We start from the raw sequence: 13,016 nt of genomic DNA, 5'->3' as shown, positions 1-13,016 counted from the left end.
GCCATCGCCGTGGAGTGATGGCGCGGGCGCGCGGTGCCCGCAACCTTGTTTTCCCGGGGCAAGACCCGGCACCTGCAGGCGCTGCGCCCGCGGGCAACCGAATGACTGAGAAGAGATTCACCATGTCCAACCATTGGCTGCTGCCAGAAAACATTGCCGACGTGCTGCCGTCGGAAGCGCGCAAGATCGAGGAACTGCGCCGCCGCATGCTGGACCTGTTCCGCACCTACGGCTACGAGATGGTGATGCCGCCGATGCTGGAATACCTCGAGTCGCTGCTGACCGGTACCGGCCATGACCTGGACCTGCGCACGCTCAAGCTGGTGGACCAGCTGTCGGGCCGCACCATGGGCCTGCGTGCCGATATCACGCCGCAGGTGGCGCGCATCGATGCCCACTTGCTGAACCGTCCCGGCGTGACCCGCCTGTGCTACGCGGGCAACGTGCTGCACGCGCGCCCGGCGGGTTTCCATGCCACCCGCGAGCCGATCCAGATCGGCGCCGAGATCTATGGCCATGCCGGCCTGGAAGCCGACGTCGAGATCCAGGAGTTGATGCTGGCTGCGCTGGCCGCGGCGGGCCTGTCGGAGGTTCGCATCGACCTGTGCCATGCCGGCATCCTGGAAGCCTTGCTGGCCGGCCTGCCGTCGATCCGCAAGATCGAGGACGCGCTCTTTGCCGCGCTCGAAACCAAGGACGTGCCCGCCTTGCGCGAGCTGACCGTGGGCATGCCGCAGACCGAACGCGATGCGCTGCTGGCGTTGCCGACGCTGTATGGCGGCGTCGACGTGATCGAGCGCGCCCGCTCGACGTTGCCCGCCAGCCCGGCCATCGGCCGCGCGCTCGATGAACTGGCCGCGCTGGCGGTGCAGGTGCGTGGCGCCAGCGTGAATATCGACTTGTCGGACTTGCGCGGTTATCACTATCACAGCGGTGTGATGTTCGCGGCCTATGTGGCCGGCCTGCCCAATTACGTAGCGCGTGGCGGCCGTTATGACAAGGTCGGCGAGGCCTTTGGCCGGGCCCGTCCCGCCACGGGTTTCTCGCTCGACCTGCGTGAAGTGGCAGCGCTGTCGCCGGTGGAAGTGCGCGCCCAGGCGATTTTTGCGCCTTGGGATGCGGACCCGGCACTCCGCGCAGCGATTTCCGTGCTGCGCGCTACCGGAGAGATCGTGATCCAGTCGCTGCCGGGCCACACCCACGAGCTGGACGAGTTCAATTGCGACCGTCAACTGGTGCGCCAGGACAACGGCTGGGCCGTGGTGCCGCGCTGACGCATCGACGCCGCGCCGGCCCAAAAAGCCGGAATCGCCCGGCAACAAGAGTAGAATACGTTTTTAACCTATTGACCAAAGCAATATGTCCGCATCCGCAGTAGGCCAGGGACGCAATGTCGTCGTGATCGGCACCCAGTGGGGTGACGAAGGCAAAGGAAAAATCGTCGATTGGCTTACCGACCAGGCAAAGGGCGTGGTGCGGTTCCAGGGTGGCCACAACGCTGGCCACACGCTGATCATCGGCGGCAAGAAGACTATCCTCAGGCTGATCCCGTCCGGGATCATGCGTGACGGCACGGTCTGCTACATCGGCAACGGTGTGGTGCTGTCGCCCGAAGCTTTGTTCCGTGAAATCGAAGAACTCGAAGGCGCCGGCCTGCAGGTGCAGAGCCGCCTGCGCATTTCCGAGGCGGCCACGCTGATCCTGCCGTACCACGTTGCCATCGACAAGGCGCGCGAAGCCCGCCGTGGCGCCGCCAAGATCGGCACCACCGGCCGCGGCATCGGCCCGGCCTATGAAGACAAGGTCGCGCGCCGCGCGTTGCGCGTGCAGGACCTGTTCGATCCGCAGCAGTTCGCCGAACGCCTGCGCGAAAACCTGGACTTCCACAACTTCATGCTGACCCAGTACCTGGGCGCCGAAGCCGTGGATTTCCAGCAGACCCTGGATGAAGCGCTGGCCTACGCGCCGCGCCTGGCGCCGATGGTCGCCGACGTCTCGGCCGAGCTCTACGCGGTCAACGCCGCCGGCGGCAACCTGATGTTCGAAGGCGCGCAGGGCACGCTGCTCGACGTCGACCACGGCACCTATCCGTTCGTCACCTCGAGCAACTGCGTGGCCGGTGCGGCCGCAGCCGGCGCGGGCGTGGGCCCGGGCCGCCTGAACTATATCCTCGGCATCACCAAGGCCTATTGCACCCGCGTGGGCGCGGGCCCGTTCCCGAGCGAGCTGTACGATAACGACAACTCCTCGCGCCAGGACCCGGTCGGCGTGCGCCTGGCCAACGTCGGCAAGGAATTTGGCTCGGTCACGGGCCGTCCGCGCCGCACCGGCTGGCTCGATGCCGCCGCGCTCAAGCGCTCGGTGCAGATCAACGGCGTCTCCGGCCTGTGCATGACCAAGCTGGACGTGCTCGATGGCCTGGAAACCATCAAGCTGTGCGTGGGCTACGAACTCGACGGCAAGACCGTCGACATCCTGCCGCGTGGCTCTGACGCCGTGGCGCGTTGCGTACCGGTCTACGAAGAATTCCCCGGCTGGAACGAGTCTACCTTCGGCGTCAAGGCCTGGGACGCGCTGCCCGAGCAGGCCCGCGTCTACCTGAAGCGCGTGGAAGAAGTGGTCGGCATCCCGATCGACATGATCTCGACCGGCCCGGACCGCGACGAGACCATCCTGCTGCGCCACCCGTACACGGCCTGACCCGCCAGCCGTACGGCTGCAAGCCGCCGCGCCACGAGCGCAGCGGCCCGCCAGAAAAAAATCGGCCCGCGCAAGCGGGCCGAGCCATATCGGTCAACCGACCCGAAGATACAAAGAGTAGAACGATGAACCTGCCTACCAACGACGACGAGAACCTGTGGGTCTCCTGGGACGACTACCATCGCCTGATCGCACGCCTGTCGCTGAACGTGCATGAGTCGGGCTGGAAGTTCGACAAGATCCTGTGCCTCGCACGCGGCGGGCTGCGCGTGGGCGACCAGATGTCGCGCATCTTCGACGTGCCGCTGGCGATCCTGGCCACCAGCAGCTACCGCGAGGCCGCCGGCACGCAGCAGGGCGATCTCGACATCGCGCAGTACATCACCATGACCCGCGGCGAGCTGAGCGGCAAGATCCTGCTGGTTGACGACCTGGTCGACTCGGGCATCACGCTGGAGCGCGTGGGCCGCCACCTCAAGGAGCGCTACCCGGCGGTGACCGAGGTGCGCTCGGCGGTGCTGTGGTACAAGGCGTGCTCCAAGGTGGAACCGGACTACCACGTGACCTTCCTGGAATCGAACCCGTGGATCCACCAGCCGTTCGAAGAGTACGACACTCTCCGCCCGCACAACCTCGCGGCGTGGCTCAAGCGCGGCAAGCGCGCCAGCCTGCTGGACGACGGCGGGCGCGACTGAGCGCCGCCGCCGGCTGCCACGCTGCGGCTCAGTAGCCGACCGTGAAGCGCTGGCGCGAATGCGCCGGCGCTTCAATCTCGTCGAGCATCGCGATGGCGTAGTCTTCCATCGAGATCCAGCTCTTGCCTGCCGCGTCGCTCAGCAGGTTGTCCCCGCCGATGCGGAATGTGCCGGTCCGCTCGCCCGGCTCGAACAGCGCGGACGGCGACAGGAAGGTCCAGTCGATCTGCTGCTCGCCACGCAGCGCGTTCAGGAAGTCCCGGCCGGCCAGTGCCTCGGCCTTGTAGGCGTCGGGAAAGTTCGGGGTGTCGACGAGCTGTACGCCCGGCGCGACGTAGAGGCTCCCCGCACCGCCCACCACCAGCAAGCGCGGCACGCCGGCCTGGCGCACCGCCGAGGTCACCTGTTGCGCGTCCAGCTGCGCAAAGCGGGCGCTGCTGATGACAACCTCATGGCCGGCGAGGGCGGCGGCCAGCGCTGCGCTGTCGGTCGCATCCACATCCCTGGTTGTCACGCCGGCACGCGCGGGTAGTCCGCTGGTCTGGCGCGCAATGGCCGTTACCTGATGGCCGCGGCGCAGGGCTTCGTCGGTCAGGCGGGTGCCAACGCGGCCGGTGGCACCGATGATGGCGATCTTCATGGTCACTCCTTGTGTCGTTCAGTTGAATATGAAACCGATGTAGTTACACATCGGGGCAAAAAAAATCAGCGCTTGCGGCGCTGGCCGCTGCGCTCGACATCGGCAAGCATGCTGGCGATGGTGATGCCGGCGAGGGCATCGTCCATGGCCGCCTGAGCGTGGTCGGCGACCTTGCGCAGCGCCCCCGTGATCTCGCGACCGACCGCGCAGGCTGGATTGGGCGCGCTCTGGTGCAGCGTGATCAGCGCGGTGGTCTCCACCACGCGGAACACCTCCAGCAGCGTGATCGACGCCGCCGCGCGTGCCAGCGTAGCGCCGCCAGTGCTGCCCATGGTGGTGGTTACCAGGCCGGCTTCAGCCAGCAGGCCGACCAGGCGCCGGATCAGCGCCGGGTTGGTGCCGACGCTGCCCGCAATCAGCGATGACGGCACTGGTTCGTCGGAACTGGCCAGCAGGGTGAGGATATGGACGGCGACGGCAAACCGGCTGCTTGTGCTCATGGTGTCGGGTGCAATGTGAAACCATGATAGTTACATATCGGCGCCGCCGTCAAGGCATTAGGATGGAACGGCTAGGGAGGGAAATAAGCGGAGCCGTGGCGCGTGCGGCGAAATGGTCCGTGCGGGTCGACTGAATGCCGGAATCGCCACTGAAGCTGTTACACTCCTCGACATTGCCGTACCGTTGTGGTTCGGCTGCCGCGCGGGGTACGGTGCGCGGTTTCACGGACGGGAAAAAACCCGTACGCTCGCAGGTATGACATCGCGGCTGTGCCGCCAAGCAAGGAGTGCAAGTTGCCGGATCTGATGCGCAAAACTGGCGTCAAAAACAAAAAACCCGCAAGGCTCGAAAGCGCTGCGGGTTTTCCGGTGATCTGGTGCCCAGGAGAGGACTCGAACCTCCACAGTGTTGCCACCGCTAGGACCTGAACCTAGTGCGTCTACCAATTCCGCCACCTGGGCAGGTGTCGAAACAACCGAAGCGCTCATTATAGAGAGTGCGAGAATTTTGTCAATTAGTTTCCAGAAAAAATTGAATCAGAACAACTATCCGATCCCCAGCCGGGAAGAAATCCTGGGCGTGCTGAGAACGTCGGAATCTCCCCAGTCGGCAGGCGATATCGCCAAGGCCCTGGCCGTCACGCGCAAGGAGCATGACGGCTTCCAGAAGCGCCTGGCAGCCATGGAGCGCGACGGCCAGATCGAGCTGAACCGCAAGGGCCGCTATGAACTGGCGCACCAGCCCAACTTTGTCACCGGCCGGGTGCAGGGCCACCGCGACGGCTTCGGCTTCCTGATCCGCGACGACGGCGAGGACGACATCTTCCTGCCCGAGCGCGAGCTGCAGAAGGCCATGCACAACGACCGCGCGCAGGTGCGCGTGGTGGGCTACGACCGCCGTGGACGCCCCGAAGGGCAGATCGTCGAGATCATCGAGCGCGCCAACCGCTTTGTCATCGGCCGCTTGCTCAGCGAAGGCGGCGTGCTGGTGGTGGCGCCGGAAGACAAGCGCATCAGCCAGGACATCCTGATCCCGCCCAAGGCGCAGGGCAAGGCACGAGTGGGGCAGGTGGTCAGCGTCGAGCTGACCGAATTCCCCGACCGCTATGTGCAGCCGGTGGGCCGCGTGGTGGAGGTGCTCGGCGACATCGACGATCCCGGCATGGAGATCGAGATCGCGGTGCGCAAGTACGGCGTGCCGCATGCGTTCTCGCCGGCCGCTGCCCAGGAAGCCTCCGAACTGCCCGACGAGGTGCGCCAGGCCGACCTGGACCACCGCATCGACCTGCGCGACATCCCGCTGGTCACCATCGACGGCGAAGACGCGCGCGATTTCGACGACGCGGTCTATTGCGAGCCGGTCAAGATCGGCCGGGCCAAGGGCTGGCGCCTGATCGTGGCGATCGCCGACGTGTCGCACTACGTGCGTCCGGGCACGCCGCTCGACGGCGATGCGCTGGACCGCGCCACCTCGGTCTATTTCCCGCGGCGCGTGATCCCGATGCTGCCGGAAAAGCTGTCCAACGGCCTGTGCTCGCTCAACCCGCACGTCGACCGGCTGTGCATGGTGTGCGATGCCGTGATCACCGCCAAGGGCGAGCTCAAGGGCTACCAGTTCTACCCCGCGGTGATGCACTCGACCGCGCGGCTGACCTACAACGAGGTCTGGTCGGTACTGTCCAACACCAAGGGCCCCGAGGCCCACAAGCGCAGCGAGCTGGTGCCGCACCTGCAGAACCTGTATGAGCTGTTCCAGGTCCTGCTGAAGGCGCGGCGCGCGCGCGGCGCGATCGACTTCGACACCACCGAGACCTATATCGTCTGCAATGCGCAGGGCAAGATCGAGCAGATCCTGCCGCGCACGCGCAACGACGCGCACCGGCTGATCGAGGAATGCATGCTGACCGCCAACGTGTGCGCGGCCGATTTCCTCGAACGCTTCAAGCACCCGGCGCTGTACCGCATCCACGCGGGCCCGAGCGAGGAAAAGCTGAAGAACCTGCGCGAGTTCCTGCGCACCGCCGGCCTGTCGCTCGGCGGCGGCGACAAGCCGCAGGCGTCGGACTACGCTGAGGTCATGGACAAGATCAAGTCCCGCCCCGACGCGCCGATGCTGCAGACCATGCTGCTGCGCTCGATGCAGCAGGCGGTGTACAGCCCGGACAATATCGGCCATTTCGGCCTGGCGTACGAGGCCTACGCGCACTTCACCAGCCCGATCCGCCGCTACCCCGACCTGCTGGTGCACCGCGCGATCAAGGCAGTGCTGGCGCACACCAAATACCAGCCGGCCTTCGCCCATGGCACCGAGCTGAACACGGCGATCTCGCCGAAGGCGCGCCGTCTGCAGGCCAAGGACGCCGAGCAGAAGGCGGAACTGACCGCCGCGCGCGCCCGGCGCAACGAGGCCATCTGGGACGAGCTGGGCCTGCACTGTTCGGCCAACGAGCGCCGTGCCGACGAGGCCTCGCGCGATGTCGAAGCCTGGCTCAAGTGCTACTTCATGCGCGACAAGCTGGGCAGCGACTATGCCGGCACCGTCAGCGCCGTGACCTCGTTCGGCATCTTCGTGCAGCTCGATGAGCTCTACGTCGAGGGCCTGGTCCACGTGACCGAGCTGGGCAGCGACTACTTCCAGTACGACGAGGCCCGCAACGAACTGCGCGGCGAGCGCACCGGCATCCGCTACCGGCTCACCGACCGCGTGCGCGTGCAGGTGTCTCGCGTCGACCTCGACGCGCGCAAGATCGACTTCCGCCTGGTGCAGGAACCCTCGGCCAAAACGCTGCGCGGGCGTCCGACAGGGACCGAGGCCCAGCCGCGCGTGCCTGCCGCCCATGCGGTGCCGGCGCGCAAGAAGGGCCGCCAGCTGGCGGCGCTGCTGGGGGGCTCGTCCAAGCCGGAAGAATCGTTCGACGAGACGCTCGACCGCGTGATCGAAGAGCAACCGGTGTTCGAGGCGGTAATCACGCCGCTCAAGCCGCATGTGAAGACCGGCGGCAAGCCGGGCAAGCGCGCGGCCAAGCCCAAGCCCGCGCACCTGGAAAAGCCGCGCAAGCCGGCCTCCAAGGCGCGCCCGGCCAAGCCGGCGGGCAAGACCGCCGCCAAGCGCACACCGCACAAGCGCTAGCCGATTGCCGTCGGATCGCCGTCCCCGCGTGCGCGGGGACGGTGGCCGGGCGGGTACAATCGCGCCCATGGCTAAACAAAAACTCCTGATCGGCTTTCACGCCGTGACCGCGCGCCTGCGGCAAGATCCCAAGGGCGTGTCCGACATCTACATTGAATCCGCCCGCCGCGACCGGCGCATGCAGGACTTCGTGCGCCTGGCCGAAAGCCTGGGCGTGCGCCTGCATCCGGTCGACGCCGAGCGCCTGCGCGGCATGGCTGGTACCGACCGCCACCAGGGCGTGGTGGCGCGTGCCGAAGACGTGGCCCTGGCGCTGAACCTGGATGAATTGCTCGATGGCATCGAAGGCACGCCGCTGCTGCTGGTGCTGGATGGCGTTACCGATCCCCACAACCTGGGCGCGTGCCTGCGGGTGGCCGACGGTGCCGGCGCGCATGCGGTGATTGCGCCCAAGGACCGCAGCGTCGGCCTGAACGCCACCGTGGCCAAGGTCGCCAGCGGCGCGGCCGAAACCGTGCCGTACATCACCGTGACCAACCTGGCCCGCACGCTGCGCGAACTGCAGGAGCGTGGCATCTGGGTGATCGGCACCGCTGACGGCACCGAGAAGTCGCTATACGACATCGATTTCAAGGGCCCGACCGCGATCGTGATGGGTGCCGAAGGCGAGGGCATGCGCCGCCTCACGCGCGAAACCTGCGACGAACTGGTCGGCATCCCGATGGCCGGCGGCGTGGAAAGCCTGAACGTGTCCGTGGCCAGCGGCGTGTGCCTGTACGAGGCCGTGCGCCAGCGGCGCCTGCCGCGCTGAGACCATGGCCGACGATTCCCTTCTGCCGGTACTCCCGGGGCTAGAGGAAGCGCGTCGGCTGATCGACGGCGCCAGCAACATCTTCGTGCTGACCGGGGCCGGTATTTCCGCCGAATCCGGTGTGCCGACCTTCCGCGACGCCATGACCGGGCTGTGGGAACAGTTTGATCCGGAAGAGCTGGCCAGCGAGGTGGCCTATCGCCGCCAGCCCGCGCTGGTGTGGCAGTGGTACCTGCACCGGCGCGAGCTGGTTGCGGCGGTGAAGCCGAACCCGGCGCACCATGCGCTGGTGGCGCTGGCCGCGCAGAAACCCATCACGCTGGTGACGCAGAACGTTGATGGCCTGCACCAGCGCGCCGGCAGCGCCGGCGTGATCGAACTGCACGGCAACCTGTTCGCCAACAAGTGGCTGGACGGATGCGGCCGCTGCAGCGAGGCGACCGCGCTGCCCGGCATGCCGCCGCGCTGCAACGTGTGCGGCGCGCTGATGCGGCCGGGCGTGGTGTGGTTCGGCGAAGACCTGCCGCGGGTGGCGCGCTACCGCGCCGAGCATGCGGCGCAGACCTGCGACCTGTGCCTGGTGGTGGGGACCTCGGGGCTGGTGTACCCGGCGGCGGGGCTGCCTGGCGTGGCGCGCGAGCATGGCGCGCCGGTGATCGTGGTCAATCCGCAGCCGTCGGCGCTCGACCAGACCGCGGATATCGTGCTGTCGGCCGCGGCGGGCGCCTGCCTGCCGCGGTTATGGCCGCAGCCGGCGCCAGAGGCCGGCTGAAGCGCGGGGCCGGCGTCGCGGCGCCGGCGCGTGCCGCGCTTATTGCGCAATTTCGGCGATCAGCTTTTCCAGCTTGACTGCATCCGCGGCAAACAGGCGGATGCCTTCGGCCAGCTTTTCCGTCGCCATCGCGTCTTCGTTCAACTGCCAGCGGAACGACGGCTCGTCCGCGGTGACGCGGGCGATATTGGCGGCCTGGGCCTGGTCCACCGACAGCTTGTGCACCGCCGGGCCCTGGGCGCCGGCCAGCTGTTCGAGCAGTTCCGGGCTGATGGTCAGCAGGTCGCATCCAGCCAGCGACAGGATCTGCGCGGTGCTGCGGAAGCTGGCGCCCATCACCTCGGTGGGATAGCCGAACTTCTTGTAGTAGTCGTAGATCTGGCGCACCGAGCGCACGCCGGGGTCGTTGTCGCCGCCGTTGGCGGCCGCGTCCCATTGCTCGCCCGCCTGTTTCTTGTACCAGTCGAAGATGCGGCCGACGAACGGCGAGATCAGCTGGGCGCCGGCTTCGGCGCAGGCCACTGCCTGCACCAGCGAGAACAGCAGCGTCATGTTGCAGCGGATGCCGTCGCGCTGCAGGATCTCGGCGGCGCGGATGCCCTCCCAGGTGGAGGCGATCTTGATCAGCACGCGCTCGCGCGCGATGCCGCGCTGCTCGTACAGCTGGATCAGGTGGCGTGCCTTGTTGACGGTGGCGGTGGTGTCGAACGACAGGCGCGCGTCGACCTCGGTCGACACGCGGCCCGGCACGATCGCCAGGATCTCGAGGCCAAAGGCGATCAGCACTTCGTCCATCACCGCGTCGACGCCGCCGTTGCCGTGGTGGTCCTGCACCGCGCGTTCCAGCAAGTGGCGGTATTCGGGTTTCTGCACCGCCTTCAGGATCAGCGACGGGTTGGTGGTCGCGTCCTGCGGCGTGTACTGCTTCATCAGCTGGAAGTCGCCGGTATCGGCCACCACCGTGGTGAACTGCCTGAGTTGTTCGAGCTGGTTCATGGTCGCTAGGTCGTCTGCTTGAGCGTCTGCAAAAATCGATTGCCGGCTTCAGGGGGAGCGCACGGCACCCGGTCTGGCCCATTGTACCGTCGCGGCCGTCGCCGGCGTGACCTGCCGCCGCAATCCGCTACACTACGCGTTTCCCCTAACGCAATCTGGCTGTTGTCATGACTCAGGATGAACTCAAGGCGCTGGTCGCGCAAGCCGCCGCCGACTACGTGAAGCAGGAAGTGCCCGAAGGTGCCGTGCTCGGCGTGGGCACCGGCTCGACCGCCAATCTCTTCATCGACGCCGTGGCGGCGTTCAAGGAGCGCTTCGGGGGTGCGGTGTCGAGCTCCGAGGCATCCACGCGGCGCCTGCAGCAGCACGGCTTCAAGGTGCTGGACCTGAACGAGGTCGACGAGATCCCGGTCTATGTCGACGGCGCCGACGAGATCGATGCCAGCGGCGCCATGATCAAGGGCGGCGGCGGGGCGCTGACGCGCGAGAAGATCGTCGCCTCGGTGGCCAAGCGCTTCGTCTGCATCGCCGACGGCAGCAAGCTGGTGCAGACCATGGGCACCTTCCCGCTGCCGGTCGAGGTGGTGCCGATGGCACGTGCCGCGGTGGCGCGCAAGCTGCAGGCCCTTGGCGGCCAGCCGCGCCTGCGCATGACCAAGGAAGGCGGCATCTACAAGACCGATAACGGCAATGTGATCCTCGACGTGGCCGGGCTGAAGATCGACGATCCGCGCGGCCTCGAGCAGACGGTCAACCAGGTGCCCGGGGTGGTCACGGTGGGGCTGTTCGCGCTGCGCGGCGCCGACGTGCTGCTGCTCGGCACCGGCGACGGCGTGCAGCGCACGGACTACTGAGCCGACGCCCGCTGCCAAACAAAATGGGGTGCCTCAGGCACCCCATTTTGTTTGCTGGCCGGTCCGGATCAGGCCTGCGGCGGCACGTAGCCCTGGGCCTGGTCGGCACCTTCGCCGAAGAAGTACTTCTCGGTCTGCTTGAGCAGGTACTGGCGCGCGCGCGCATCGGCCATGTTCAGGCGGTTCTCGTTGATCAGCATGGTCTGGTGCTTGAGCCAGCCGGCCCAGGCTTCCTTCGACACGTTCTGCCAGATCTTCTTGCCCAGTTCGCCGGGCAGCGGCGGGAAGTCGAGGCCTTCGGCTTCCTTGTTCAGCTTGATGCAATGGACCGTGCGGGCCATGGGGACTCCTTGGAATGTTCGTGAGAGCTTCGGCGCTGGCGCTATTGTAGCCAAGCGGGGCGGCCGGCCGCGGCACAGCGGCGATTGCCCCTACGGCTTCACAGTTTTTTCATCAGCACCATCGACTTGCGCTGCCAGTTGTAGAGCTTGCGCTTGTCCTCGGGCAGGTCGTCGACGGTGGCGTGGACGAAACCGCGCTTGAGGAACCAGTGCTCGGTGCGGGTCGTCAGCACGAACAGGCGCTCCAGGCCCAGCGCGCGGGCGCGGCGCTCGATGCGCTTGAGCAGGCGCTCGCCGTCGCCGGTGCCCTGGGCTTCCTGCGATACCGTCAGGCAGGCCATCTCGCCCATGTTCTCGCGCGGGTAGTCGTACAGCGCGGCGCAGCCGAACAGCACGCCGTCGTGCTCGATCACGGAGAAATTGGCGATATCGCGCTCGATCAGGTGGCGTCCGCGCGGCACCAGCGTGCCGTCCTGCTCCAGCGGCGCGATCAGTTGCACGATGCCGCCGACGTCGTCCAGCGTGGCCTCGCGCAGGCTTTCCAGGTCGGTGTCGGAAAGCATGGTGCCGACGCCGTCGTGCAGGAACAGTTCCAGCAGCACCGCGCCGTCGAGCGAGTAGGGAATCAGGTGTGCACGCGGCACGCCGCCCTTGAGCGCCTTGACCAGGTGCTGCAGGTAGTTGGCCACGTCCGGCGGCAGGTGGTTGTTCTGCAGTCGCTCCACCGCGGTGCGCAGCGACATTTCCTGCATCATCTTGCCGACCGGGTCGGGCACGCCCGGCACCTCGGTAATGAAGATCAGCTTGTCGGCCTTGAGCGCGGTGGCGGTGGCGCTGGCCACGTCTTCCATCGACAGGTTGAAGGCCTGGCCGGTGGGCGAGAAGCCCAGCGGCGACAGCAGCACCACCTTGCCGTGCGACAGCGACATGCGCACAGATTCGGCGTCGATCTTGCGCACCAGCCCGGTGTGCTGGTAGTCGGTGCCGTTGACGATGCCGACCGGGCGCGCGGTGACGAAGTTGCCGGAGATCACCGACAGCTGGGCGCCGGCCATCGGCGTGTTGGGCAGGCCCTGGCTGAACGCGGCCTCGATGTCCAGGCGCAGCTCGCCGGCGGCTTCCTTGGCGCATTCGAGCGCGGCGTTGTCGGTCACGCGCACGCCGTCGACAAACTGCGACTCGACATGGCGCAGCGCCAGCTGCTCTTCCACCTGCGGACGCGAGCCGTGCACCAGCACGATCTGCATGCCCATCGCGTGCAGCAGCGCGACGTCGTTGACCAGCGCATTCAGCACGCCCGACTTGACCAGCTCGCCCGCGAAGGCGATCACGAAGGTCTTGCCGCGGAAGGCATGGATATACGGCGCCACCATGCGCAGCCAGTCGACGAATTGCTGGTGGTCGGGGCCGCTGCGGTCCGGATCGGCCGTGACCGGCACGGGGGAGGTCGGGGCGGGGGCGGGGAGTTCGGCCGCGGCGGGCGGTTCGGCCTGCGCCGGTGCGGCGGCGGCCGCGGATGCGGACGGGGAGGCAGGCGCCGTCTGCGGCGCGTCGGTTCTGGCGTTCATCCCGCGGAT

The 13,016-nt window shown here is 67.3% G+C and carries 12 protein-coding genes and 1 tRNA gene; 7 read left to right on the top strand and 6 right to left on the bottom strand.

The window, feature by feature from the left end; genetic code table 11:
* Positions 1–122 precede the first annotated feature (122 nt).
* The 3 genes from E5S69_RS23220 (at position 123) to E5S69_RS23210 (ending at position 3,395) form a co-directional block, all read left to right on the top strand.
* Positions 123–1,274: an ATP phosphoribosyltransferase regulatory subunit gene (locus tag E5S69_RS23220; protein WP_171516944.1), complete on the top strand. Its 1,152-nt coding sequence runs from the start codon at positions 123–125 to the stop codon at positions 1,272–1,274.
* An 85-nt stretch (positions 1,275–1,359) separates the two neighbouring features.
* Positions 1,360–2,700, top strand: coding sequence for an adenylosuccinate synthase (locus tag E5S69_RS23215; RefSeq protein ID WP_171516943.1), 1,341 nt, complete (start codon positions 1,360–1,362; stop codon positions 2,698–2,700).
* A gap of 125 nt (positions 2,701–2,825) precedes the next feature.
* Positions 2,826–3,395, top strand: a complete 570-nt coding sequence (locus tag E5S69_RS23210) for a phosphoribosyltransferase (RefSeq protein WP_171516942.1) — start codon at positions 2,826–2,828, stop codon at positions 3,393–3,395.
* 28 nt (positions 3,396–3,423) lie between these two features.
* Here E5S69_RS23210 and E5S69_RS23205 read toward each other — a convergent pair whose 3' ends face one another.
* The 3 genes from E5S69_RS23205 to E5S69_RS23195 all read right to left on the bottom strand — a co-directional run bounded on the left by E5S69_RS23205 (position 3,424) and on the right by E5S69_RS23195 (position 4,997).
* Entirely contained in the window at positions 3,424–4,035 is a 612-nt protein-coding gene (locus tag E5S69_RS23205) for an NAD(P)-dependent oxidoreductase (protein WP_171516941.1), read from the bottom strand.
* A gap of 65 nt (positions 4,036–4,100) precedes the next feature.
* Entirely contained in the window at positions 4,101–4,535 is a 435-nt protein-coding gene (locus E5S69_RS23200) for an Rrf2 family transcriptional regulator (protein WP_171516940.1), read from the bottom strand.
* 375 nt (positions 4,536–4,910) lie between these two features.
* Positions 4,911–4,997, bottom strand: a tRNA-Leu gene (locus E5S69_RS23195).
* Between the two features lie 70 nt (positions 4,998–5,067).
* On the opposite strand from E5S69_RS23195, the gene rnr reads away from it, so the two are divergent.
* The 3 genes from rnr to E5S69_RS23180 all read left to right on the top strand — a co-directional run bounded on the left by rnr (position 5,068) and on the right by E5S69_RS23180 (position 9,248).
* Positions 5,068–7,665, top strand: coding sequence for a ribonuclease R (gene rnr / locus E5S69_RS23190; protein ID WP_171516939.1), 2,598 nt, complete (start codon positions 5,068–5,070; stop codon positions 7,663–7,665).
* Between the two features lie 67 nt (positions 7,666–7,732).
* Positions 7,733–8,476 (top strand): 23S rRNA (guanosine(2251)-2'-O)-methyltransferase RlmB, encoded by a 744-nt coding sequence (gene rlmB / locus E5S69_RS23185; RefSeq protein WP_012353149.1) that lies wholly within the window; start codon positions 7,733–7,735, stop codon positions 8,474–8,476.
* 4 nt (positions 8,477–8,480) lie between these two features.
* Positions 8,481–9,248, top strand: coding sequence for an SIR2 family NAD-dependent protein deacylase (locus tag E5S69_RS23180; RefSeq protein WP_236901413.1), 768 nt, complete (start codon positions 8,481–8,483; stop codon positions 9,246–9,248).
* 39 nt (positions 9,249–9,287) lie between these two features.
* Here E5S69_RS23180 and tal read toward each other — a convergent pair whose 3' ends face one another.
* The gene (tal, locus tag E5S69_RS23175; protein ID WP_171516938.1) at positions 9,288–10,244 is read right to left on the bottom strand and encodes a transaldolase; all 957 of its coding nucleotides are present in this window, start codon (positions 10,242–10,244) and stop codon (positions 9,288–9,290) included.
* 167 nt (positions 10,245–10,411) lie between these two features.
* On the opposite strand from tal, the gene rpiA reads away from it, so the two are divergent.
* Entirely contained in the window at positions 10,412–11,098 is a 687-nt protein-coding gene (rpiA, locus tag E5S69_RS23170; protein ID WP_171516937.1) for a ribose-5-phosphate isomerase RpiA, read from the top strand.
* 68 nt (positions 11,099–11,166) lie between these two features.
* On the opposite strand, the gene E5S69_RS23165 is transcribed toward rpiA, so the two are convergent.
* Positions 11,167–11,439, bottom strand: coding sequence for an oxidative damage protection protein (locus tag E5S69_RS23165; protein ID WP_116337272.1), 273 nt, complete (start codon positions 11,437–11,439; stop codon positions 11,167–11,169).
* Between the two features lie 98 nt (positions 11,440–11,537).
* Positions 11,538–13,007 carry an amino-acid N-acetyltransferase gene (argA, locus tag E5S69_RS23160; RefSeq protein WP_171516936.1) on the bottom strand — a complete coding sequence of 490 codons (1,470 nt, stop codon included), beginning with the start codon at positions 13,005–13,007 and terminating at the stop codon, positions 11,538–11,540.
* Between the last annotated feature and the right edge of the window lie 9 nt (positions 13,008–13,016).

It is taken from the genome of Cupriavidus necator (assembly GCF_013141915.1).
Classification (GTDB): Bacteria; Pseudomonadota; Gammaproteobacteria; order Burkholderiales; family Burkholderiaceae; genus Cupriavidus; species Cupriavidus necator_B.
This window is presented reverse-complemented; position numbering and strand designations above follow the sequence as displayed.

Bases quoted from the DNA above. Each gene is read 5' to 3' on its own strand.
- E5S69_RS23215 (WP_171516943.1), top strand. From the start codon at position 1,360: ATGTCCGCATCCGCAGTAGGCCAGGGACGCAATGTCGTCGTGATCGGC.
- argA (WP_171516936.1), bottom strand. From the start codon at position 13,007: ATGAACGCCAGAACCGACGCGCCGCAGACGGCGCCTGCCTCCCCGTCC.
- E5S69_RS23210 (WP_171516942.1), top strand. From the start codon at position 2,826: ATGAACCTGCCTACCAACGACGACGAGAACCTGTGGGTCTCCTGGGAC.
- rpiA (WP_171516937.1), top strand. From the start codon at position 10,412: ATGACTCAGGATGAACTCAAGGCGCTGGTCGCGCAAGCCGCCGCCGAC.
- E5S69_RS23200 (WP_171516940.1), bottom strand. From the start codon at position 4,535: ATGAGCACAAGCAGCCGGTTTGCCGTCGCCGTCCATATCCTCACCCTG.
- tal (WP_171516938.1), bottom strand. From the start codon at position 10,244: ATGAACCAGCTCGAACAACTCAGGCAGTTCACCACGGTGGTGGCCGAT.
- E5S69_RS23220 (WP_171516944.1), top strand. From the start codon at position 123: ATGTCCAACCATTGGCTGCTGCCAGAAAACATTGCCGACGTGCTGCCG.
- rlmB (WP_012353149.1), top strand. From the start codon at position 7,733: ATGGCTAAACAAAAACTCCTGATCGGCTTTCACGCCGTGACCGCGCGC.
- E5S69_RS23180 (WP_236901413.1), top strand. From the start codon at position 8,481: ATGGCCGACGATTCCCTTCTGCCGGTACTCCCGGGGCTAGAGGAAGCG.
- E5S69_RS23165 (WP_116337272.1), bottom strand. From the start codon at position 11,439: ATGGCCCGCACGGTCCATTGCATCAAGCTGAACAAGGAAGCCGAAGGC.
- E5S69_RS23205 (WP_171516941.1), bottom strand. From the start codon at position 4,035: ATGAAGATCGCCATCATCGGTGCCACCGGCCGCGTTGGCACCCGCCTG.